Genomic DNA, 25190 nt, shown 5'->3' on the forward strand with positions numbered 1-25190 from the left:
TAGCCGGATCTTGTTACGTTGTTTGATTTATTTCTTGGTGTGCATTAGTTATTCACTGATCACCTTACGGTATTCTGCTACAGCCATTTTAGCTGCCAGATTTGCATTGATCAGGCTGGTTTGCGCCTGTGTCCAAGAAAGTTGAGCTGATAGCACATCCACCATGCTAGCTTTTCCTTCATTATAGGAAAAGGTTGCTAAATCAAGATTCTCTTCTGCCAGTTCCATGGTCTCTTGCGCTGTTTTCACCTGATGTTCGGTTTCAGTCAGTTTGGTCAGTGCAGCGGATAGTTCTTCACTGATCTGGTCCGTTACGTAACTTTGCTGTAATTTTTGTATGCCGACATAGGCTTTCTGCTGACGGTTGGTTTTGAGACGCGCTCCCCACCGAAAGACAGGGATATTTACATTTAGTCCCAGGATAGGAGTGAAGCTGACATCGTATCCCATGTTGGGTGAAGCTGTAGCCCAACCCCCGGTAAGATACATGTTCACCTGGGGATTGTATTGGCTGAGGGCGGCTTTTCGTTGCGCTTCACTTTTTTCTATGTTTATTTCTGTGCTGGCATAATCCGCACGGCGTTGCAAAACGTCATCAAGGCTGAGAAGAGCAACCGGTTCGTAAACCACACCGATCTCACTGAGACTATCAACAGGAGTATCGGGCTTTACACCCATCAGGATATTAAGTTTTTGTAAAGCCAATGTGTAATTCTGGCGTGCCTGAATAAACTGCAATTCAGCTTCCTTCTGGCGGGTAGAAATCATTAACAGGTCGGTACGGCTGATCATTCCGTCATCGAAACGTATCTTGATGATGTCATATTGCTGATTGACAATCTCTTGATACTGTGCTGCCGCATTCAAAGCGGCACGGGCTGCGGATGCATTCCAGTAAAAGGCATCGCTTTGGTAATGAATCTGATCGAGTGTAAGTTCCGTACTCAATTGATCCAGCTTTTCGTCTGCTTTGGCAATCCGGTTTTGAGCTTTCAGGGCACCTCCTGCATAGAGTGGCTGTGCCACAACAAATACTCCTTGATAAGTATGGTTCCGGTACTGGCCGGCAGGACTGTCCCACGCATCCATTTCTTTCAGGTTGAGTGTGCCTTCGCCTGAGATATCTATTTGTGGAAGGAAACCGGTGAAAGCTATTTTACGGCCTTCCGTACTTGCCATGCTTTTTAATTTCTGTTGCTTCAGCACTTGGCTGTAGGCTTCTACTCGTTCACGGTACATTTCGCGGCTGAGATGTGCCTGTTGGGCTCCGGCAGTAAGACCGGAGCAGAGCAGGGATAACGCTATTATTTGAGTTTTCATTGTCATTTCTTTCATTTATCAATTAGTTCCATCCTTCGATGTGTTTACTTCGGTTGGTGCTTCGCCTTTAATCCGTTGTATAGCACAGTAAGCTACCGGGAGTACGAACAGTGTCAATGCCGAAGCTACCAGCAATCCTCCCATGATCGTTGCTGCCATGCCACCGAACATGGCATCGAACAATAGTGGAAGCATACCCAAGATGGTTGTTCCGGAAGCCATGGCTACCGGGACGATACGGCTTACAGTCGCGCTGACTACCGCATCCAACGGAGCTTTTCCTGATTTAGATTCGATGTCGATCTGGTCTACCAAAACAATTGCGTTTTTGATGTTCATACCGATCAATCCAAGTAGGCCGAGGATGGCAAAAAAGTCGAACGATTTGCCTAACAATAGTAATCCGAGTACGATACCAATGAAAATTAGAGGTAACATAAGCAAGATTACGGTCGGTTTACGATATGTCTTGAATAACAATAGTAATACGGTAAACATCAGGAAGAAGGTCAATGGCAAGTTTTTGGCCAGGGCTTCATTAGACTCTACCTGGCTTTCTTGTTCACCGAAATATTTCATTGTATACCCTTCGGGTACTTTGATTTCTTTCTGTACTTGTTTCCATACTTGATTGAATGCTGCAATGGCGTTTACTCCGCGTAGCGGGTCACATTGTGCCATCATTACCATCTGGCGGTTGTAATCTTTCACATTCGAGAACCGGTATTGGAAGTCGAACTCACTGACTACTTGTTCGAGTGTGGTCGTTTCGGTCTTGGTTCCGAACACTGGCAATGTACGGAGGTCATTGATGTGGAATGAATCGATCACCGTATTTCCCTTCATCAGAATAGGAAGCACTTGGTCGCCTTCGCGGTATTCACCCAAAGGCATTCCATTGGTTGCAATCTGAATGCTCTGTGCCATTCCTTGTCGGGATACGCCAAGAGGTTGTGCTCGTTCGGGACTATATATCGGTTTCCACACCGGAATTTTATTTCCCCATGAACTGCGTATGTTCATCAGGTCGGGATTCCGGTGCATGATCTCTAAAGCTTGGTTCGTTAACATTACCAGCGTGTCCACATTGTTACCGATAAAACCTATTTCAATAGCTGCATCCACAGCGGGTGACAGTTTGAACAGACTGGTACGTGTAATGGCATTTGGATAGTTTTCTCTCATCCAGCTGTCAAAAGCTTCTTCATGGCTCTTGGTATATTTGCTGTCTTTTAACTCTACAAGGATGTTACAGAAGTTGGGTTTCGGACCTACGGAAGTAGAAGCCAGATAGTAACGCAGCGGGGTACTTCCGAATGTGATAGATACTTTTTCTACTTCGGGATGTGCCAATAGGTGGGCTTCTACGCTTTTCATTTCACTGGCTACTTCATTAATGCTATATCCGTCCGGATAAAACACGTCTGCCCGGTAATAAGGCTTATCGAGTGATGGGAAGAAGTTTTGCGGCATCAGTCCCATGACTACCAGCGAGACAACGAACAGTACCACCATCGATCCGAGAGTTAGTGCTTTCTTACGGATAAGCACATTCAGTATCTTGGCGAATTTGTGATAAAACGGTTTGTCATAGGGATCTTTTGTTCCGGTGGCAGCGTTTGCTTTCAAGATGAAATTACCGAATACGGTAGTCTGTGTCAAGGCAAGTATCCAACTCAATCCTAATGAGATGGCCAATACGATGAACAATGGTTTGACTATTTCCGCAACGGAGGAAGGAGCCAGATATAAAGGTAAGAATGAACAGATAGCGATAAATGTTGCTCCCAACAGTCCCCATTGAGGGCCTGTTGCCCCATCGATCAATGCTTTGCGTCGGTTCACGCCTCGGGCAATGGCTATTTGCGCATTATCCGTCACCACAATGGCATTGTCTACCAACATACCCATTGCGATGATAAATCCCGCCAGAGAGGTTCGGTTCAATCCTACGCCTATGAATGACATGATGAGTAATGTTCCTCCGATCGAAAAGATCAGTGAACTACCTATCAGTACCCCTGCGCGTAACCCCATTACCAACATGATAATGACGATTACAATCAGGATGGACTCTATCAAATTAATGATAAATCCGTTGTTTGCTTCTTTGGCAATTACATTTTCCAGATAGAGCGGTTCCAGTTGCATACCTACCGGCATCAGCGGCAGAAGCTCTGCCAGTTTCGTATCTACATTTTCACCTGTCTGAACCACATCCCGTAGAGGGTCGGTGGAAACTCCGATGCCGATTGCACGTTTTCCGTTCACCCGCATGATTGTGGAAGCCGGGTCCATGTATCCTTTTTCGATTTCGGCAATGTCTCCCAGTTTTACTTGTCCTGCCTTGGTCGTGATCACTTGGTTGCGGATGTCATCGACTGTGGTATACATACCATTGGCAACGACACGAAGTTGTTGTTCACCCGCACTGATTTCCCCTGTATTGATAATTTGGTTTTGCGATTGCAGGAGTGAGGCAAGCTGTTTCGGATCGATTCCCATGCCTACCAGTTTGTTGACCGAGATGAAGATGTTGATAACCTCCGTCTGAGTCCCGAACAGGGCAACTTTCATCACCCCATCAGCGGTGACTACCTGCGTCTTGATGCGCTCCGCCCAGTTACGCATCTCTTCATAAGTAAATCCGTCATCGGCTGTCAGTCCGTAGTAGATTCCGAATACATCACCGAAATCGTCCGATACGGTAGGAACGGATGCTCCGCTAGGAAGTTGGGGCTGAATGTTGAGTACCTTGCGCCTTAGTTCATCCCATTTTTGGGGAATGGAAGATGCAGATAGGGAGGGCTGAAGTTCGAAAGTGATTTTCGACAAGCCGTACATGGACTCGGATTTTATTTTGTATACTCCGCTCATGCTTTGTATCTCTCGCGAGATAGGCTCTGTGATAAGCCTTTCCACCTCGGCAGGTTCGGCTCCCGGATAGCGCGTCATGATGACGGCTGTCTTGATGACAAACGGTGCATCCTCTTTCTTTCCTAGGTTTCCAAAGGAGAAAATACCTCCGATAAGTAATACTGCGAGGAAGAAATAGATAACCTTTGTGTTGTCTAATGAATATTTGGCTAAATTCATATCGTTTTATTTTATCTCTTTTACCGTTTCCCCTTCAACGAGCTGGGTTACTCCGGCAACTACAACTTTTTCTCCTTCTTTCAAACCTTTGGTGATGAAAACCTGTGCTTCTCCGGTAGGGGACATTACGCTTACTTCACGACGATATACTTTATTGTCGTTCAATATCCATACGTACATTTTCTTACCGTCACTCTCTCCAAAAAGGGCACTTAAGGGCACCATTGTCATGTCTTCTTCCATAAAGGGGCCGACATTGGCAGAAAAACGGATACTACAAGTAAAACCGGGTTTTACATCATACAGGGCACGGTCAAATGCCGGATCATCGACAACAATGGTTACGGGAATACCGGTTCCGTCTGTCGATATGTCCAGATATTCTTCCAATTTGGCATTGAAAGTCTTTCCTTTATAAGTATCGAATTCTACCCGGAAACGTTGATCGGTAGAGCGGAGCAAATAAAGATATGCATCCGGTATGGTGAATTTGATCCGGAGTTTGTTTGTATTTACTAATTGTACGATTCCTTCTCCGGAATTTACACGTTGGTAGTTTTCCACCAATCGAGTTTCGATAGAACCATCGAATGGAGCGGTCAACTTCGTATCACGCATATTATTGGTGGACAATTCGAAAGCGGACTTTGCTTTCTGGTAATTGGATAGGCTGATCTCGTATTCCTGTAATGAAATTGCTTGGCGACCTAACAAGCGTTTGTTGCGTTCCACTTGTGCCGCTGCTGTTTCGTAAGCTGCTTTATCGGCTGCATATTGCAAGGCGATATCTCTAGGATCGATCGCTGCAATAAGTTGTCCTTTTTTCACTTTTTCACCTTCAATAACTGGAAGGTTGATGATTTGCCCACTTACACGGAAGGCGAGCTTTACATATTCCACGGCTTCTACAATGCCTGAGAAATCTTTCTTTATTTCCGATCTGGACTCGACAGTCGCTGTTTTTACAGGTCGGACGAATGTACCTTTGTCTTCTTTCTTTTGTCCACAGGCAGTCAACAACAAAGATGCTGCCAAGACGATTACATAGTTCTTATTCATACTTTCTTAATTGTTTAAGAGTCGCTTGTCTTAATTTCAGTGCGCAAAGGTATGAAACTTAAAAACTATATTCGGTTTTCTGGTTTACATATTGGGAATAATTAACGGTTTGTTCTCCCTTTGAAACAGCTTTGATTTTTATAAATAATCTTTTGACATTGATCAAAGCTACTTCTTGATAATTAAATCCTTACCCCTGCTGAGATTATAAACAACTTTGCAGATGAGGATGTTCAGCTCTTTTCCTTCTATCATTGAGATTTTTATCTCGTTTTTTCCGACTTCTATTTGGAGGTTACATCCGCGGAAGTTTAATTTGAAAATATACCTGTTCCAGTGTTTCGGAATAATCGGGTTGAAACAAAGCATATCGTCTATAATTTGCATTCCCGCAAACCCATGGACAATGGCTAGCCAACTGCCTGCCATACTGGTGACATGCAATCCTTGTGCCAGTTCATTGTTGTAATCGTCCAAATCCAGACGTGTGGCATGGATAAAAAGATCGTAAGCTTTGTCTATGTCTCCTATACGGGAGGCGAGTATCGAATGCACAAAGGGGGAAAGTGACGATTCATGCAACGTCCGTGGTTCGTAAAAACGGAAGTTATGTCGTACGGTTTCATCGTCAAAATCGGAAGAATACAGGTACATGCCCAATAGGACATCGCTTTGTTTGATATAACAGGAGCGAAGAATCCGGTCCCATGACCAGTGTTGGTTGACGGGACGTTCTTCTGCCGGTATGTGATCCACGGTCTTTAATTCCTTGTCCAAATATCCGTCATCTTGAACGATGATTCCCAATTCTTTATTTTCCGGCAGGTACATATTATCGATGATTTCCTGCCAATGTACGATTTCTGCAGATTGAAAGTTTGTTTTTCTACGGATGTTTGTGTATTCATCGGGGAATTGGTGTGCAATCTGCTCCAATTGACAAATTGTTGCTTTCAGTGTCTGTATGCAAGAATAGTTCGTATACCAGTTATTGTTTACATTGTTTTCGTATTCGTCCGGTCCTGTTACGCCTAAAATTACATATTTGTGTTTCTGTTGGGAGTATGAAACCCGTTGGCTCCAGAATCGGGAAATAGCGATCATGATCTCCAGCCCGTATTGTGCCAGAAAATTAGTATTTCCGGTCATGATGACATAGTTCATGAGTGCCAAGACAATGATATTGTTGCGGTGAATCTCTTCAAAAGTGATTTCCCACTCGTTGTGACACTCTTCTCCGTTAAAAGTGACCATGGGGTAGAGGGCGGCTCCATTTTTAAAACCTAATTTCGCGGCATTTTCTATGGCTTTGGGAAGCTGGTTGTATCGGTACAAAAGCAGGTTCTTTGCCATCTCTTTGGAGGATGCCAGCAGGAAGTAGGGGACACAACACAATTCGGTGTTCCATTGTGTATTTCCCCCATACTTTTCGCCCGTAAAGCCTTTAGGACCTATATTGAGACGTGGATCGTCTCCCTGGTAACTCTGGTTGATCTGGAATATATTAAAACGGATACCTTGCTGGGCTTCCGGATCGCCATCGATAATAACGTCCCCTTCGTCCCAGATTTTCTGCCATACTTCACGGTGGGCTTTCAGGAGTGTATCCCATCCTTTGGCTTTGGCTGTTTTACTCTCTGAAACGGCTTGATCTACCAAGTTGGGGCGGTCACAATAAAGGGAGGAAATAATAGCGGCATATTTAATCAGGGTAACTCTTTCGCCCGGCTTTACGTCGGCACCGGCACTGAATCCCACTAATTTTTCTTTCTCTATTTTAATGGGGCTGCCGGTTACTTCTTTGCTGTTCTTGAACAACTGATAGGTCATGGCACAGCATACTTGTGAATCTTCCCGTTTGGTTTGCGCCCGGAGGTAAGCATATTCGTTGGTTGTTTCAGCGCGCAGTATGTTCCACATCTTTTCATTGAAATTAGATGCTTCATGCTTTACATCACCATTAATATAAGGTACGAGTGAGATTTTTCCTTCATAGTTGACGGATGTGACGCTGTATTTTATGAGACAGAGATTCTGATGAGCCATGCTATTGATGTGTTCCACATGGATTTTCAGGGTATTTCCTTTAGGAGAGGTGACTTCAAAATCACGATAGGCGACGCCTTCTTTCATATCCAGCCGCCGGCTGAAATCTTCTACGTCCCATTGAGCGAGATTCAACTCTTCATCAATGAGACGCAGGTAGATGCTGCTCCAATCAGGAGCATTCGGAATACGAGAGAAAAAGTGCGGATAACCGTTTTTCCACCAACCTACCCGTGTACGATCGAGAAAGCTGATGCCGGCTATGTAAGAACCTTGCATACTATCGCTTGTATAGGTCTCTTCAAAATTGCCTCGCTGGCCAAAGCGTCCGTTTCCTAAACTAAATATACTTTCGGAAGCTCGTAGGTTGTCTGCATGGAAACCTTCTTCAATAATATTCCATTCGTCTGTTTTGAGAAATTTTTTCATGTCGTACTGCTTTCTTGTATTAGTGCGGGAAAGGTACGGAAAATAATTCTCTTAACTCTTATGTGCGAGGGTTTCTTTTATGAAATGTACGCAAATTGCACCGATAATCAACAGAACTCCTGCCAATACGAGCATATTTACCTGTCTTCCTCCTACTAGGTGGAGTAATCCTCCTCCGACAATCGCAGCCACTATTTGGGGAACACAAATCGTCCCGTTGAACAGACCGAGATAAGCACCCATGTTTTTGCCTGAGATGGAATTTGTCAGGATAGTGAAAGGCATTGCCAGCATTGCTGCCCATGCGCATCCAATGAGGAGATAGGAGATAAACAATAAATAGGCATCTTTGAAAAACAGAGTGGATATGAAGCCTATGCCACCCAAGATGAGGCTACATGAATAGGCCATCTTGCGTGCTTTGAACAGGGGCAAGACGACCGCCCAGATCACTGATCCGATGGCTTGTACGGCGAACAACACACCGACCCAGTTGCCTGCTTCCTGGTATCCTGCTGCTTGCACGTCTGTCGTGTTCCATACCGTATCAGCGATAGCACCGTTTGTGTATGTCCACATGTACATAAATGCAGCCCAGCAAAAGAACTGTACCAAACCTACCGTCCAAAACACTTTTGGTGCATGTTTCAACAGATAGAAGAAATTGGTTTTTTCTTTCTTTTCATCGGCTGTGATGCCATGAAATTCTTCGAATTGTTTTGGGGGCATTTCCTTCACTTTCACCGTTGTGTATATGACACAAAGAATCAGGATGGCTGCTCCGATGTAAAAAGAGTAGATTACCGAATCTGGAACAGTTCCTTTGTCTGCAATGTTACTGATACCGATCCATGTGAAGATGAACGGGAATAAATAACCTACCAGGCTTCCCGCATTACAGAGAAAACTTTGGATGGAGTATGCGAGTCCTTTTTGCTTTTCGTTCACCATATCTCCTACCAGCATTTTGAAAGGTTGCATGGCCATATTGATGGAAGTGTCCAGAAACATTAACGAGACAAGTCCGAATATCATAGCCGTACTTACCGCCATACCGAAACTTCCGGCATTGGGGAGCAGGCACATCACGATGACGGCAATTAGTGAACCGACAAAAAGATAAGGAATTCTTCGTCCGAAGCGGTTCCAGGTTTTGTCACTAGCCGAGCCGATAATCGGTTGTACGATGATTCCGGCCAGCGGTGGCAGTATCCAGAAATAGCTAAGGCTATGAGGATCGGCTCCTAAAGTGGCAAAGATGCGGCTGATGTTGGCACTTTGCAATGCGTAGGCAATTTGTACTCCGAAAAAACCGAAGCTGATGTTCCACAGCTTCCAGAAGCTTAAATCAGGTTTTACTTTCATGGTATTTTTGTAGTTATGATTATTTAGTTGTTTCTCTTTCTCTTCACTTTTCATTTTTCGTTTTCCACTATTTTGTTGTTCCTCGCACCACCAGGTTTGTTCTTATTATTTTATTTACACTCCTGGTATTCGTGTTTTCTTCTATTTTGTCGATCAAAATATCGATTGTGCTTTTTCCGACTTCTTTGCCATGTTGTTCTACTGTTGTCAGTTTCGGGTCTGTGCTTTGCGCAATGGCTCCATCGGTAAATCCGCAGATCGAAACTTCGTCCGGCACTTTCAGCCCGACAAGTTTGCATGAATACAAGATGCCTGATGCCGTCTCGTCATTAATGGCGAAGAAGCCGTCCGGCCTGTCATCCCTTTCTAAAATATCGGGGGTGATGGCGATGGCCTGTTCCCTGGTATCACAAAATTTGATCATGCTCTCGTTGACGGGTATTTTATATTTTTTCATTGCGTCCAGGTATCCGTTACGTCGGTTTTTAGATATTTCCAGATGAGGTGCGGCACTATAAAAAAAGATTCGTTTACATCCTGTCTGGATCATATATTCAACAGCCGAAAAAGAACCGGCATAATCGTCGACTACTACCCGTTCGGTATTGATGCCCGTACAGATACGGTCGTAAAAGACAATCGGTATGTTGTTATCGAGTAACTCTTGATAATGGTCGTATTGAGATGTGTCTTTAGCCAATGAGGTAATAACCCCGCAAACTCTTGCCGCAAGAAAAGAGTGTACTATTTTCACTTCCTGCTCATATTTTTCGTTGCTTTGTGCTACGAGAATGTTGTATCCGGCTTTAGCAGCTGTTTCTTCAATGCCGCTCAATACGCATGAAAAGAAATGATGAACTAATTGGGGGATAATTACACCGATTGTGTTTGAACGGCTCGTTCTCAGGTTTAGTGCAAGCGCATTCGGCTTGTAATTGTGTTCACGGGCATATTTATGTATAGCCTCCCTCGTTTCCTGGCTAATATCCGGATTGTCCTTCAAAGCCCTCGATACGGTGGAAGGAGATACTCCCAATTCCCGGGCAATATCTTTGATGGTGATTTGCGGTTTGTTCATGGATTCATATTAGTTTCAGCCAAAGGTACTTATCTTTATTCTCATTTGCAAAAATAAGGCATCTGAAACAAAGAATTCTCATTAATTTTACGTTTTGTCTGATGAAGTAGCGCAAACGTTTGCGCTACTTGTCTTTAATGAGAAATGAATGGGGTTGATCCGGATGAGTAAAAGTTCGCAGGGACGAGGCATAATATTTTACATTGTAGATTCTCCGGAACAGTGGATTTTGTTGTCACCGGGGAATACCTTGGAGGTCACCGATGAACATGCTCTTGGTCACCGATGAAGGAGGCCTTGGTCACCGATGAAGACCCCCTTGGTCACCGAGGTAAAAATGCAATGTGGATATGTTGTAAATCAGGTGATTATATTATGAGAACTTTAATGTTTCCATATGTTCTGCCAAAATAGCGATTGACTCGAACATGGATTATATTTGACAGATGGTTTGAATGAAAATTTCATAATATTTAGTTAGGGCAATTTAACCGGAAATTGTTCACCTTATTATATATAATTAATTGCCAGATCAGTGCAAACGATTGCATCATTGTATGCACTGATTTTATTGTTTTCTTATCCTTATCAATGTTAATAACTCTATTTTTGTTGCGTCGTAAAGAAGGGACTAAAGCGATATGTCCCTGTTTCGATTTAGAGAAATCATATTAATTTATATTGTTAACTTTAATTTATTAGTTGCATGAAGCAAGTTAATCTTAGAATCTATCAAATGATTCTGCCCATGTTATTTGGGCTTTTCTTGTCGTTAGGCGCTTATGCACAGCAGATCTCTGTAAGGGGACATGTGAAAGATGTAGCGGGCGAACCTATCATTGGTGCGAATGTAGTGGTAAAAGGTACTACTAATGGTGCGATTACCGATCTGGATGGTAATTTTGTTCTTAATGCTCCTCAAAATTCGGTTATTTCTATCACTTTTATCGGTTATAAACCTGTGGAAGTAAAAGCTGCTCCCTCGGTGATAGTTACTCTTGAGGATGATTCCCAAGTGTTGGACGCTGTAGTGGTGATCGGTTACGGTACGGTGAAAAAGAACGATATGACCGGTTCCGTAACAGCCATCAAGCCGGATAAATTGAATCGTGGGTTGACTACCACTGCATCGGATATGATTACCGGTAAGATTGCTGGTGTCAATGTGACGTCTGACGGTGGTGCCCCCGGTGGTGGTGCGACAATTCGCGTCCGTGGAGGTTCTTCACTTTCTGCAAGCAACAATCCTCTGATCGTAATCGATGGGCTTCCTATCGATAATGAAGGAATTAAGGGCGTTTCCAATCCCTTGAGTTCTATCAATCCGAACGATATCGAGACATTTACCGTGTTGAAAGATGCTTCTGCTACGGCTATTTACGGATCACGTGCTTCTAACGGTGTCATTATCATCACCACTAAGAAGGGCGAAAAGGGTGCCCGTCCGCGCGTAACATATGATGGCAATGTATCAATCAGTACGAAAGTGAATGAAATAGAAGTGATGAATGCGGATCAATACCGTGATTTTGTCATCTCTTCATTTGGCGAAGAGTCCGGTGCTGCCCAATTGCTCGGAAAGGCTAATACCAATTGGTCGGATGAAATATTCAGAACGGCCGTAGGTACCGATCACAACGTAACCGTTTCGGGTGGTCTGAAAAATATGCCTTACCGTGTGTCTTTCGGTTATACAAATCAGAACGGTATCCTTAAGACTTCCAATTTCGAACGTTATACAGGTTCTATCAGTTTGAACCCGAGTCTTTTTGATAATCATTTGAACATCAACCTGAATGCGAAAGGTATGATTGCAAATTCACGATTTGCGGATACCGGTGCAATCGGTGCAGCTCTGAACTTCGACCCGACACAGCCGGTGATGAATGGTAATTCTAAATATGGAGGCTATTTTGCTTGGGAAAATCCGACAAGTGGAGAGTTTATTTCCATCGCAACGAAGAACCCGGTATCTATGCTTGAGCAAAAGAAAGATGAGGCCAACTCCAAGAATTTGGTAGCCAATGCACAGTTTGATTATAAATTCCATTTCCTGCCCGACTTGAGAGCTAACTTGAATTTGGGTATGGACTTGGCAACCGGTACGCAAGACACCTATTATCCGAAAGAATCTCCTATCGGTTATATTGAAAACGGTAAAACCGGTTATGAAACGATTGATAAATATAATTTGCTTTTAGACTTTTATCTTCAGTATTCCAAGGATTTCAATGAGAACCACCATTTCGATGTTATGGCAGGTTATTCATGGCAACACTTCCATCGGACAAAAGAGAATGCCTATAACAATCTGAACAATTCGAATCCGACCTCATATAATTTTAAAACAGAAAGTTACCTGGTTTCTTTCTTCGGACGTTTGAACTATTCATTTAAAAACAGATATTTGGTTACGGCTACTCTTCGTAATGATGGAACTTCGCGTTTCTCCAAAGACAATCGTTGGGGATTGTTCCCTTCTGTAGCTTTGGGATGGAGATTGAAAGAAGAAGCTTTCTTGGCCGATGTTGATGCCGTTTCTGATTTGAAGCTGCGTTTAGGCTATGGTATCACAGGACAACAGGACATTCAGCAGGGAGATTATCCGTATATGGCTACTTACATGTCGGGACTGGATGGTGCTTACTATCAGTTCGGTGATAACAGACAGGTGCCTATCTCACGTCCGAATGGTTACAACCCCGATTTGAAGTGGGAGCAAACAACCACTTGGAATGCCGGATTGGATTTTGGATTCGTAAATAACCGGATTACTGCTGCTTTGGATTACTATTATCGTGAAACAAAAGATTTGATTAACGTGATCGATGTTCCTTCCGGTACTAACTTTACCAATCGTATTGTCAGCAATATCGGTTCATTGAAAAATCAAGGTGTCGAACTGTCTATCAATGCAAAAGCTATTTCAACGAAAGACTGGATGTGGGATTTAGGTTTCAATGTTTCATGGAATGATACGGAAATTACCAAGTTGACAGCGCAGGACGATGCGGCAACGATTGTCCCTGTCGGATATATCGATGGTGGTACCGGTACGATGGTTCAGGCTCAGGGCGTAGGACACGCGGCTAATTCATTCTATGTATACCAACAAGTGTACGATAAAGACGGCAAGCCGATCGAAGGCCAGTATGTCGACCGCAATGGTGATGGTCAAGTAAATGAGAACGATAAATATTTCTATAAAAAGCCTGCTGCCGATGTTACCATGGGCTTCACTTCCAAACTTATTTATAAGAATTGGGACTTGAGTTTCTCACTGCGTGCAAACATTAATAACTATGTATATAATAATGTAGCTTCCTTCAATGCCCCAATCGGTGAAGGATGGGTTAACAATAAGGGATATTTGTCTAACAGGCCGTTCTCTGCTTTTGATACGAACTTCCAGGATATGAACGTGCTTTCTGATTATTATGTACAGAATGCTTCCTTCCTTCGTTGTGACAACATCACATTGGGGTATACGTTCAAGAAATTGTTCAAGGCTATCGACGGCCGTGTTTATGGAACGGTTCAGAATCCTTTTGTAATTACTAAATATAAAGGTTTGGATCCGGAGGTAGCTAATGCAACTGATAAGACTTTCGGTATCGATAAAAACGTATATCCACGTCCATTGGTCGGTATAATCGGTTTAAGCCTTAACTTTTAATTTTAATCAATAGTTTATTATGAAAACAAGATTCTTTAAATATATTTTGCCGGCACTGTCACTGGCTTTGACGGTCAATCTAACGTCCTGTGTCGGAGACCTCGATGTTTCCCCTATCGATCCTAATATAGATGTCTATTTTAATCAGGATGCCAACTTTGCTAAAATTTATGCCGGATTGGCTATCACCGGAAACCAAGGGCCTGCCGGTCAACCGGATATTGCCGATACAGATGAAGGTGCTTCTGGTCTGATGCGAATGATGTTCAATATCAATGAACTTTCTACAGATGAAGCAATTTGTGCATGGACAGGAGATACAGATGTATTTCCGTTGAATTATACCAGATTTACCGCTTCTAATGGTGTTGTGCTGAATATGTTCAACCGTTTGTATATACAAATCGCTCAATGTAATAACTTCTTGATCCAAACTGAAGGCATTTCCGATGATAAAACTGCTTTGCAGCGTGCTGAAGTCCGTTTTATACGTGCATTGGACTATTATTACTTGGTCGATCTTTACGGTAATGTTCCTTTTGTGGACGAAGTGACAGGTATCGGTGCGTATATTCCCGAGAGAATTACACGTACTGATCTGTTCAATTATATAGTGAAAGAGTTGAAAGAGATAGAACCGGTAATGAAAGCTCCGCGTACCAACGAGTATGGTCGTGCCGATCAAGCTGCTGTTTGGATGCTACTTTCACGTCTGTATCTGAATGCCGAAGTTTATACCGGTACTCCCAATTGGACGGATGCCGCTACATATGCTAAAAAGGTAATGGATGCAGGATATGTTTTGGAACCGAAATACGAAGATATGTTCAAGGCAGATAATGATAAGTCGACTGAAATGGTGATGCCGATCTGTTTCGATGGTGTCTATGCTCGTTCATGGAGTGGAATGTTCTTCGTTTGCAGCTTCATTACTGGTGACATGGATTCGGAAGCCAATTTCGGTACGGTTGAGGCTTGGGGTGGAAACCGCGCCCGGGTTGCATTAGTAAAGAAGTTCGCTCAAGACGGCAATTTGGCCAATGTCAAAGATGAACGTGCTATGTTTTGGACAGAGAACCGTACGCTGGAAATTGAAAAGCCTAGTGAATTTACAGAAGGATACTCAATTACCAAGTTTAAGAACGTGACGAAAGATGGAAAAATCGGTAGTGATCCGAATAAGCAATTCCCGGATATGGATTTCCCGTTGTTCCGTTTGGCAGAGGCTAACTTGACTTTCGCTGAGGCTACCTTAAGAGCCGGTGGCAGTAAAACCGATGCACTAAAAGCTGTGAATGATTTGCGTAAACGAGCCAAAGCTACAGAAATTACCGAATCTCAATTGACATTGGATTTTCTTTTGGATGAGAAAGCGCGTGAGTTCTATTTTGAAGCACAGCGCCGTGTTGACCTGATCCGGTTCAATAAATACACATCCAATTACACTTGGGATTGGAAAGGTGGTTCTCCCGAAGGTGTTTCAGTTTCCAACTATCTGACATTATTACCAATTCCCGTGGCTCAGTTGGCTGCTAATTCAAACCTGATTCAGAACCCGGGATATAATAATTAAATCTTTAAAAACAGATTAAGATGAAAAAGCTAAATATAATAATGTTGCTGCTTTTGGGAATGTTCTTCATCGTTTCCTGTGATTCTGACAGAGATTCGAATCCGACTTTACAGCAACCCACAACTTTCGTTTTGAATACTCCGGCTTATGCTACTTCAAACGTTTATGATTTGGAAAATTCGCAATCTATCGAATTGACATGTTCACAACCGGATTATGGTTATACGGCTGCCGTTACCTATGCAGTGCAAGTTTCTTTGGTTAATGACTTTGAAACGGAAGGGGCATATGATGTTCTTCCCAGTACGTATTTCACAGCTAAGATGGATGTAAATGCTAGTGAATTAGCAGTGGTTGCTACAGAACTTTCCGGACAACCGGAAGAAAATTTTCCTATCATAACGAAAATTTATATCCGGTTAAAGGCAGCTTTGGGAAATGGAGCAGGCGTGACTTATTCAAATTCAATTGAGCTTACTAAAGTTCGTTTGCACTATGCGCTTGATCCTGTAGTACCACCGACCAACATGTATATTAATGGTTCATTTGTTGATTGGGATTGGGCGAAAGCTGTTGAAATGGTGCCCACACATAGTAATCCTGGTACATTCTGGGGTATTGTTTATATTCCCGAAGGTGCAGAATTTAAATTAAATAGTTCTAAGAGCTGGGATGGGCAACCGATTGGCGTCAATGCAACTCTGAATGATAATGCAGGAGCAGGTTTAAGCGGTGAAGACAATATCAAAGTAAGCAATGGCGGATGGTATCAATTGACTGTATATACGACAATTACCGGACGTGAGCTTACTTACACTGTAAACTTTGATGCACCTAATATTTATTCTACGGGTGATCCTGCCGGAGGATTTGATACATTCGATGAAACTCGCTTGTTTACAGTTCCAGCAGATGCCGATGGAGAATTTGTTTCTCCTGCTTTCGTTGCCGATGGTGAAATGCGTATGTGCATTAAGCTTGCCGACATCGATTGGTGGAAGACTGAGTTCATCATTTTGGACGGCAAAATCGAATATCGTGGCACTGGAGATGACCAGACACGTGTCAATGTGAAAGCCGGACAAAAAGCTTATCTGAAATTCTCCGATGGAACCGGACATGTGGAATAATAGTAAATACTCTAAAATACTAAGAAGAATGAAAAAAATAAATATATATGCGATGTTGATTCTGGCAGCCTCTTTTATAGGCTGCACAGAAGACTTCAATAAAGATGTTGCAGCTCCGCAATCTTGGGATCAGGAAGAAGCTGCACCGGGCATGTCGTTTTCTGCTACCGCAGTTGATGCTATTGACTTGAATTCTATAGATTCTGATTCTATATTGTTTAGTACTTTTACAGCACCAAAAATGAATGATGGAGTCACGTTAAGTAAGTATGATGTACTGTTGGATGGTAAAAAAACATTAGCCGTATCATCCGAAGGAAAAGTTAATGTCAGTGAGTTACAGGCAGCCGTAGAAGAAATTTATGGCAAGCGCCCTGAAAAACGTGTCATGGAGGGAGTTGTAACTGCTTATGTGGAAAAAGATGGTCAAGTCTTTCGTTTGCCTTCAGAAACAATCGAAATGGCTGTTACACCGAAAGCTCCGTTTATTGATTCTGCTTATTATTTGATTGGTAACATGAATGATTGGAATGAGGATCCGGCTACGTTGATAAAGTTAGGGCATAGTGACAAGGATGTATACGATGACCCCATATTCTCTGTGGCTGTTGAGGTTCCCGAGTCATGCTATTGGAAAGTAATACCTCAAAAAAATATCGATGCTGGTAAAATCTACGATGACGGTGTGCTAGGTTGTGCTATCAATGGAGATACTTCCGAGGAAGGAAAATTGATAACTGAAAATCCGGGTGCAATGATGATAGAAGATGCCGGTTGGGTGATAATTACTCTGAACATGCTGGAATATACTTATAGCATTAAGCCGCTCGATGCAAGTCCGTACATGTATGTAGCAGGTAATCATCAGGGATGGGCACCTGCCACTGCGCCTATCGTTTATTCAACAGACTTTATAAATTATCGTGGATTTATAAATCTGGACGGTGAGTTTAAATTATGTTCCGAACGTAGTTGGGATGGCACTAATTACGGTGCGGGTGCCGAAGAAGGTAAGCTTTCGACAGATCCGACTGCCGGTAATCTTTCAGTAACTGCTGGTTTATATTATTTGAACGCTAATATCAATACTTTGACTTGGACTGCCGATAAGATCGAAACCATGGGAGTGATAGGAGATGCCACCGCCAATGGCTGGGACGCTTCAACTCCGATGGAATACGATAAGGACAAAGTTGAATTTACGGTTGTAACCACATTGAAACCGGGTGGATTTAAGTTCCGCGCTAATAATGACTGGGCAGTAAATTTGGGAGGTACATTAAGCAATTTGGAATTTAACAGTAATGATAATATACCTTTTGATGGAGAAGAAGGTACTTATAAGATTACTCTTTCACTTGCTAATGCAGATAATTGGAATGCAACAGTGGTAAAGCAATAATAATAAATTGAAGGAAGGAGCATGAGTGACTTTTTGAGAAGTTACTTATGCTCTTTTTGTTTTCTAAACTATTATTAATTATGAAAAATGTTCTGATTCTTGCGCTGATGTTTCTGTTGTGTGGATGTCATACGGATAAGGATGTGACAGAAGTGGATTCTACTGTATGTGATGATAGGTTTGATATTCAAGCTGTGTTTTTACATTATAGTGATGGAACTCCGGTCATCTTGACTGAATACAAGATTATTAACACCCAAACCGGAGAAAATATAGAACTTCGGAAATATACGGGAATTGAAAATGGTAATTATTGGATTACCGATGATGGATTCAAAGATGATTTTTTTGAAAAAGAGGTCGAATTGGAATTTATCGGTAGAATAGGTAATGAAATAGTAGTCAAAGAGCGCTACCTCTTTTCAGCCAGCGAATGTCATGTCTATCTATTGAAAGGCAATAAAGAAATATTGATAAATAAGGATTAATTTATGAGAAGATTTTATACTCTGTTTACACTTTTGTGTCTTGCCCTCTTTCTGAAGGCACAGATTGTGACTACAACACCGGAATTTCCTGTTCCGGGAGGGGTGGTAAGCGTCGTTTTTGATGCGACTCAAGGAAATAAAGGGTTAATGGGATACACGGGAGATGTATATGCACATACCGGTGTGATTACTAATTTGAGTACGGGTGACAAAGACTGGAGATATGCACCGGATTGGGGTGATAACAGTGAGAAGTATAAGATGAAGTCCCTTGGTAATAATAAGTGGCAATTGGATATTACGCCCGATATACGTACTTATTATAATATTTCCGATGGAGAAATCATTAAGAAGATGGCTTTTGTGTTCCGTAGCGGAGATAAGTCAAAAGAAGGAAAAGGAGAGGGTGGAACTGACATATTTGTCGCAGTTTACGCTGACGGAATAAGTGTTCGTATGGATGAACCGGTGGACGATGTGGTTTCGGTCGGGGAAAATGTCTCGATGAAGGCAACAGCTTCCGTAGTATCCTCGATGAAGCTTTATCTGAATGATAAGGTGGTGGCATCAAAAGATAATGCGAAAGAGATTTCCTGCAGCTACACATTCTCTGATCCCGGCAACTATGTGCTAAAAGCAGAAGCTACGGCAGATGGTAAGACTGCAACAGATACACGTACATTGTCCGTCTTAGGTGGATCGGTGGAAGAAAAACTTCCGGAGGGGGTACAGGCAGGTGCGAATTATATAAATGACACTGAGGTCACTTTGGTCTTGTTTGCTCCGAAGAAAAGTACAGTTCACGTAAAAGGAGATTTTACCGATTGGAAAATATCGAAGGACTATCAAATGAAGAAAGATGGAGATAATTTCTGGATCACTCTAAAGAATCTTGAACCTCAAAAGGAGTATTTTTTTCAATATGTGGTAGACGGTGCTATTATTGTAGCCGATCCGTATAGTGAAAAAATATCGGATGTGTATGATCAGTACATAACCGAAGATACCTATCCCGGTTTGGCTGATTATCCTACTGGTAAAACAGAAGGTCCGGTGACTGTTATTCAAACAGGACAGAAAAAATATGAATGGGAGATTAAGAACTTTAAGAGTGTAGACCGTTCCAACTTGGTGATTTATGAGATGTTGTTCCGTGATTTTACTGACAGTAGTAATATCAATGGAGCATTAGAAAAACTCGACTATCTGAAAGGTTTGGGTGTGACAGCAGTTGAGTTGATGCCTTGTCAGGAGTTCTCGGGGAATGATAGCTGGGGATACAACCCGAACTTCTATTTCGCAATGGATAAAGCCTATGGAACTACCGATATGTATAAGCAGTTTATTGATGAATGCCATAAGCGTGGATTAGCTGTCATTCTAGATGTCGTTTATAATCAGGCTGATCAGGAGATGCCTTACGTAAAGATGTATTTTGACGGTACAAATCCGACCAAAGACAATCCTTTCTTCAATGTCACTGCACCGCATCCTTATTCTGTCTTTTATGATTTCAACCATGAATCGGAGTATACGAAAGCTTTTGTGAAAAGAAACCTTAAGTTCTTGCTTGAAGAGTTCAATCTAGATGGGTTCCGTTTCGATTTGACCAAAGGCTTTACGAATAAACAATCGTCCGAAAGTACCGCAGGTAACTTTGATCAGAGCCGTATCGACATTTTGAAAGGATACAATGCTGCCGTAAAGGCGGTGAATCCGAATGCTTATGTGATTTTGGAACATTTCTGTGCTGTCTCCGAAGAGAATGTATTGGCAGAGGATGGTATGATGTTGTGGCGCAATATGAATTCTGCATTTCGTGAATCGGCCAAAGGAAATGCAGCCGATTTCTCAGGTTTGTATGCCGATGGGCAATCGATGCCGAAAGAGAGTCTGGTCGGATTCATGGAAAGTCATGATGAAGAGCGAATGGGTTATATGACAGGACTATCTCTGACACCCCGTTTGAAACAATTGGTATGTAACGCTGCTTTTGCTTTGGTTGTGCCAGGGCCTAAAATGATTTGGCAATTTGGTGAAATGGGATACGATGTTTCCATAGAATATAATGGTCGTACAGGCAAGAAACCTACCCATTGGGAATATTTGGAAGACAGCAAGCGCAAAGTGTTGTATGATACTTACTGCAAATTACTTGCACTGCGTCAGTCTTATCCCGACCTGTTCACTTCTTCAGTTGCCTTAACGATGAAAGTGGGTACTGATAACTGGTCTAATCGCTATTTGATGCTTTCGAAAGATGACAAGCATATTGTATTGGTTGGTAATTTGGGTAAAAGTGCATCGGACGATTCTTACCAGTTCCCGGTTGCAGGAACCTGGTATAATCTTATGGATGAAAGTACTATCGAAGTATCTTCCGCTACTGCACAAGTTCCGCTATCGGCTCATGAATTCCGTCTGTACACAAATTTCAAACCGGTTTTGACAGGTGTTGAGGAGAATATTGCGGCATTAGAACAGTTTTCTGCTTATTATGATCAGCAACGGGATGAACTTGTCATTGATGGTGAAGCAGCTCGAGTCGAGATTTTTACTATCTCCGGAATGATGGTACAACGACAGGATAATGTTTCTATACTCGGACTTTCCGTTCTGCCTTCCGGAAATTATATAGCCCGGATTGTAATGAATGACGGGGCTGTTAGCTCTTGTAAAATCATTAAATAATCAGAGATTATAAAAATAGTATTTTAACACTGCGTTAAAATACTATTTTTATATGTGTTAATATTGATACTTTATCGAAATATAATACATGTTTTACACGATGCTTGATATACTCTTGTCAACAGGATGGTTTACCTTCAGGAAATAGGAAGCATCAATACGAATAACGAACCTCCTTGATAGCTATCATCCAGATAAACTTCACCTTTGAGGCGATGGGCGTATATTTTGCAAAGAGAGAGTCCTAAACCGGAGCCTTGTGTGAATGAATCTACCTTATAAAACCGTTCGAATATTATTTCTTTCTTTTCCTTTGGAATTCCTATGCCGGTGTCGCGTACCAGAAAAAGAATTCTTTTTGAGCTGGCATCTATCCGGTAGCTTAATTCGATATTTCCTTTTAAAGTGAATTTTGTGGCATTATGCAACAGGTTGAAGATGATTTTGTAGATCATTTTCCTATCGGAAACAAGCGTGAAATCTTCATCTGGCAATCGGGAATAGAGATTGGTGTTTTCGTTGACAAAAATCCTTGCATTATTAATAAGCTCTTCACAACATTCGTTGACAGAGAAAGGAACTGAATGAGGCTCTTCCCCGTCACTCTCGAGGTTGGCGATGGAGAGCATGTCACTGATTATTTTCAGAAGGTTGTCACTGTTTGTTTTGATAGTTTTACTTATTTCTTTCAGTTCTTCCTGAGTTAGTGAAGAGTCAGAGATAATATTCGAGAACCCTACGATTGCATTTAATGGTGTACGAATCTCATGATTCATATTTTGTATGAACACGGCTTTCATTTCATTGGCTTTCTGTATTTTTTCATTGGCGGCAATCAAATTCTTATCCTGCAAGTGTAATTTGTAATTAAGCTTTGACTTGTGTCTATAAAAAATCATTAAGGAAGACAATCCTAATAATAAGGTGATACCGATGCTGAGGGATAGAATCAGTTGCATGTTACGTGTTTTCAAAATCAGTTCGCGTTTCTCTAATTCAAGCTTTTTCGTATTATATTTGGCCGAAAGGTAATTTACTTGCTTGTTTGTCTTATCCCAAGAAAGAGTATCACTCAGCTTTATGACTTTTAATAGTTTGTCGTATGCTTCTTCATATCTATTTGCCAGTGCGAGTGCCTGACCTTCATTCTGATACATCCGGCGCATATTTTCTTTACTGTTTCGGGCTCTGTAATAGTTCACAGATGAGTCAATATATGCAGCTTGGGTTACGTAATCTTTGTTCAAGTAAGCATAAACTTGTTTACTGCCGTATAAGTAGATTTTGGGAATAGAAGGATATTTTTGATAGATTGTTTCGATGTCTTTCAAATATTTCCGGCATGTTTCCATGTCCTCGGAACACATGCTTTTAACCAAGGCTTGGTACTTGATCATAGCTATATTTCTGGGAGATAATCCCGGAAGTTTGCTCGCTAAGGCACAGTCTGCCAGTGAATCCAGTTTGTGGAATGCCGCCACCGACTCTTCTTCACGATGCTGTTCGGATAACAGAATAACATTATTGGCTGCCAAAACGACATAAATGTCCCATCGTTTCATTTGATAAAACTTCTCCATCGCTTGAACAAGATAGGGCTCTGCTTTTTTATATTCTCTTGCAGTGAGGTAGCCGGAGGCAATAGCATACAGGTTATATGCCATACCTATATCGCTTTTATTGTGCAGTGCATCATTGTATATGGCTTCATTTTCACGTCTGGCGGCTTTTCCGTCACCTAAATTACTGTAGGTTTCGCTGAGAAGGATCCAGTTATAGTAATAGCCATGTTCGTCATTGTATTTTCGGCTGAGATCTTGAAGAATAGTAGTATATTTTCGTACACTATCAGCTTCACCGGCCATATAATAAAAATAGTTGATGTCCTTCAGCAGAAAGTAGTTATCCCTCAGATTGCCGGTAGCATCTGCTTCCGCTTTCAATTTATTCCATTGCTTCAGATATTCATTGGGTATTTCATAATATTTATCCAGTTTTTGAATGGAGGAGGGGATCGAGTCCGGATGGAAAACGGAAAAATTATCTGCATTCATTTGAAGGCAGAACGGAAATAAGAACTGGGCTATCAGGAATAGATGCTTGAAAGCGTCCTTCATAAAAAGAAAAATAATATTGTTTGTTTTGGGTATCCTAAGGGATACGTAATGATTTAGAGTATATCAAAAAAATTGATTAGTCATGACAAAAAAGAGGAAAATCTTAGCTTAAACTAAAAGTTTCCTCTTTTTTATCCGGTCTCCTTTAGTGGAGTAGGTTATTTTTTCTTGCGATCACCGTAACGGCTCATGAACTTATCAACGCGACCAGCTGTGTCTACCAATGTAGATTTACCAGTATAGAAAGGGTGAGAAGTGTTAGAGATTTCAATCTTCAGCAAAGGATAAGTTTCACCTTCGAATTCGATGGTTTCTTTTGTATTTACTGTTGATTTAGACAAAAACATATCGCCATTTGACATGTCTTTGAACACTACCGGACGGTATGATTCTGGATGAATACCTTTTTTCATTTCAGTATTTGTTTTTTAATTATTATATCTGTTACTATTTGGTAAGAATAGTGTAATGGTCATTTTCAGTGCGCAAAGATAATGCTTTTCTGGGAATAAGAAAAAAGTTTCGGTAAAAAACGAAGTTTCTCGCTTTTTTTTCAGAATTTTGCACGAGATATAACACATTATTTATTATGAGAAAACTGATTATTGCATTAAATTTCTTGCTGCTAGTTGCAGTTGGCACACAAGCACAGGAATCGGGTAAACGTCTGTATAGCATTGCGTTTTATAATCTTGAAAATCTTTTTGATACGATTCATGATACGGGCAAGAATGACTATGAATATTTACCGGATGCTGCTAAGAAATGGAATACGGAAAAGTATATGTCAAAACTCGCTAATCTTTCTAAGGTTTTGAGTGAACTGTCGCGGGATAAGGTTCCATGCGGACCGGCTGCTATCGGTGTGGCGGAAGCGGAGAACCGTAGGGTATTGGATGATCTGGTGAAGCAACCGGCTATAGCTTCGTCCGGATATGAGATAGTACATTATGAAGGACCGGATAAGCGTGGGATCGACTGTGCGTTGCTCTACGATCCGCATCAGTTTACTGTGAACTCAACCAAGTTAGTACTTTCCGAACCTTTTGAGGGGGATACAATCCATAAGACCCGCGGCTTTTTGATTGTGAACGGCAAATTGGCGGGAGATAATGTCTGCTTCATAGTCAACCACTGGCCTTCCCGGGGTGCGGCCGAACCTGTACGTATTCATGCTGCCCGTCAGGTAAGGGGCTTGGTGGACTCTTTGCAACGGGAAAATAAGAAACTGAAGTTGATCGTGATGGGGGATATGAATGACGATCCTATGGATGAGAGCATGAGCGAATTGAGGGCAAAGAAGTTTATAAAAGAGGTGAAGAAAGGCGACATGTACAATCCTTGGTGGGAGACACTGGAAGACAAAGGAGTGGGAACATTGCTGTATCGTGGTAAATGGAATCTGTTCGATCAGATTGTCGTTTCGCGTACTTTGCTTAAAGCCAAAAAGGGCTTGAAATATGACCATAACGAAGTTTTTGCACGCGAATATCTCTTCCAGCAAGACGGCAAATATAAGGGTTCACCGTTGCGCACACACGGTGGAAAAACTTGGTTAAATGGTTACAGCGATCATTTGCCAACTATCATTTATTTGACGAAATAAGCTCTCACTTTGCTACATGGGGATTACAATTAATTATTAAATGATATTTAATACCTTAAAATAGGATTGAATTGTCGATCTAAAATCTGATATTTCTTACGCTTCGGTTTTGTA

The 25190-nt window shown here is 41.9% G+C and carries 15 protein-coding genes; 7 read left to right on the forward strand and 8 right to left on the reverse strand.

From position 1 onward, the window contains the following. Window positions 1-48: 48 nt before the first annotated feature. The 6 genes from H8744_RS10875 to H8744_RS10900 form a co-directional block, all read right to left on the reverse strand. A complete protein-coding gene (locus tag H8744_RS10875) occupies window positions 49-1320 on the reverse strand; it encodes a TolC family protein (protein WP_262434841.1) in 1272 nt (423 codons plus the stop codon). Between the two features lie 18 nt (window positions 1321-1338). After that, window positions 1339-4416, reverse strand: coding sequence for an efflux RND transporter permease subunit (locus H8744_RS10880; protein WP_262434842.1), 3078 nt, complete (start codon window positions 4414-4416; stop codon window positions 1339-1341). Between the two features lie 6 nt (window positions 4417-4422). Beyond that, the gene (locus tag H8744_RS10885; protein WP_262434843.1) at window positions 4423-5475 is read right to left on the reverse strand and encodes an efflux RND transporter periplasmic adaptor subunit; all 1053 of its coding nucleotides are present in this window, start codon (window positions 5473-5475) and stop codon (window positions 4423-4425) included. Between the two features lie 168 nt (window positions 5476-5643). Then, on the reverse strand, window positions 5644-7950 hold the full coding sequence (locus H8744_RS10890) for a family 65 glycosyl hydrolase domain-containing protein (RefSeq protein ID WP_262434844.1): 2307 nt from the start codon (window positions 7948-7950) through the stop codon (window positions 5644-5646). Window positions 7951-8001: 51 nt separating this feature from the next. Then, window positions 8002-9315 (reverse strand): MFS transporter, encoded by a 1314-nt coding sequence (locus tag H8744_RS10895; protein ID WP_305067485.1) that lies wholly within the window; start codon window positions 9313-9315, stop codon window positions 8002-8004. Between the two features lie 67 nt (window positions 9316-9382). After that, window positions 9383-10393: a LacI family DNA-binding transcriptional regulator gene (locus tag H8744_RS10900; protein WP_262434846.1), complete on the reverse strand. Its 1011-nt coding sequence runs from the start codon at window positions 10391-10393 to the stop codon at window positions 9383-9385. 706 nt (window positions 10394-11099) lie between these two features. Between H8744_RS10900 and H8744_RS10905 the strand changes: the two genes are divergently transcribed. From H8744_RS10905 to H8744_RS10930, 6 genes are all read left to right on the forward strand, one after another. Beyond that, window positions 11100-14069: a SusC/RagA family TonB-linked outer membrane protein gene (locus H8744_RS10905; protein WP_262434847.1), complete on the forward strand. Its 2970-nt coding sequence runs from the start codon at window positions 11100-11102 to the stop codon at window positions 14067-14069. Between the two features lie 19 nt (window positions 14070-14088). Then, window positions 14089-15642 carry a RagB/SusD family nutrient uptake outer membrane protein gene (locus H8744_RS10910; protein WP_262434848.1) on the forward strand — a complete coding sequence of 518 codons (1554 nt, stop codon included), beginning with the start codon at window positions 14089-14091 and terminating at the stop codon, window positions 15640-15642. A 20-nt stretch (window positions 15643-15662) separates the two neighbouring features. After that, complete coding sequence (locus H8744_RS10915; RefSeq protein WP_262434849.1) at window positions 15663-16772, forward strand: SusF/SusE family carbohydrate-binding protein; 1110 nt, start codon at window positions 15663-15665, stop codon at window positions 16770-16772. Between the two features lie 28 nt (window positions 16773-16800). Continuing rightward, entirely contained in the window at window positions 16801-18174 is a 1374-nt protein-coding gene (locus H8744_RS10920) for an Outer membrane protein SusF domain-containing protein (RefSeq protein ID WP_262434850.1), read from the forward strand. 80 nt (window positions 18175-18254) lie between these two features. Further along, the gene (locus H8744_RS10925) at window positions 18255-18662 is read left to right on the forward strand and encodes a hypothetical protein (protein ID WP_262434851.1); all 408 of its coding nucleotides are present in this window, start codon (window positions 18255-18257) and stop codon (window positions 18660-18662) included. 3 nt (window positions 18663-18665) lie between these two features. Then, on the forward strand, window positions 18666-21353 hold the full coding sequence (locus tag H8744_RS10930) for an alpha-amylase family glycosyl hydrolase (protein WP_262434852.1): 2688 nt from the start codon (window positions 18666-18668) through the stop codon (window positions 21351-21353). A 137-nt stretch (window positions 21354-21490) separates the two neighbouring features. Here H8744_RS10930 and H8744_RS10935 read toward each other — a convergent pair whose 3' ends face one another. Then, complete coding sequence (locus tag H8744_RS10935; RefSeq protein ID WP_262434853.1) at window positions 21491-23470, reverse strand: sensor histidine kinase; 1980 nt, start codon at window positions 23468-23470, stop codon at window positions 21491-21493. 158 nt (window positions 23471-23628) lie between these two features. Continuing rightward, window positions 23629-23883 (reverse strand): type B 50S ribosomal protein L31, encoded by a 255-nt coding sequence (locus H8744_RS10940; protein WP_005929768.1) that lies wholly within the window; start codon window positions 23881-23883, stop codon window positions 23629-23631. Between the two features lie 176 nt (window positions 23884-24059). Here H8744_RS10940 and H8744_RS10945 point away from each other — a divergent pair, with 176 nt between their 5' ends. Beyond that, window positions 24060-25076: an endonuclease/exonuclease/phosphatase family protein gene (locus H8744_RS10945; protein WP_262434854.1), complete on the forward strand. Its 1017-nt coding sequence runs from the start codon at window positions 24060-24062 to the stop codon at window positions 25074-25076. Window positions 25077-25190: the final 114 nt, after the last annotated feature.

Origin of the sequence: Jilunia laotingensis (assembly GCF_014385165.1) — a bacterium.
Taxonomy (GTDB): Bacteria; Bacteroidota; Bacteroidia; order Bacteroidales; family Bacteroidaceae; genus Bacteroides; species Bacteroides laotingensis.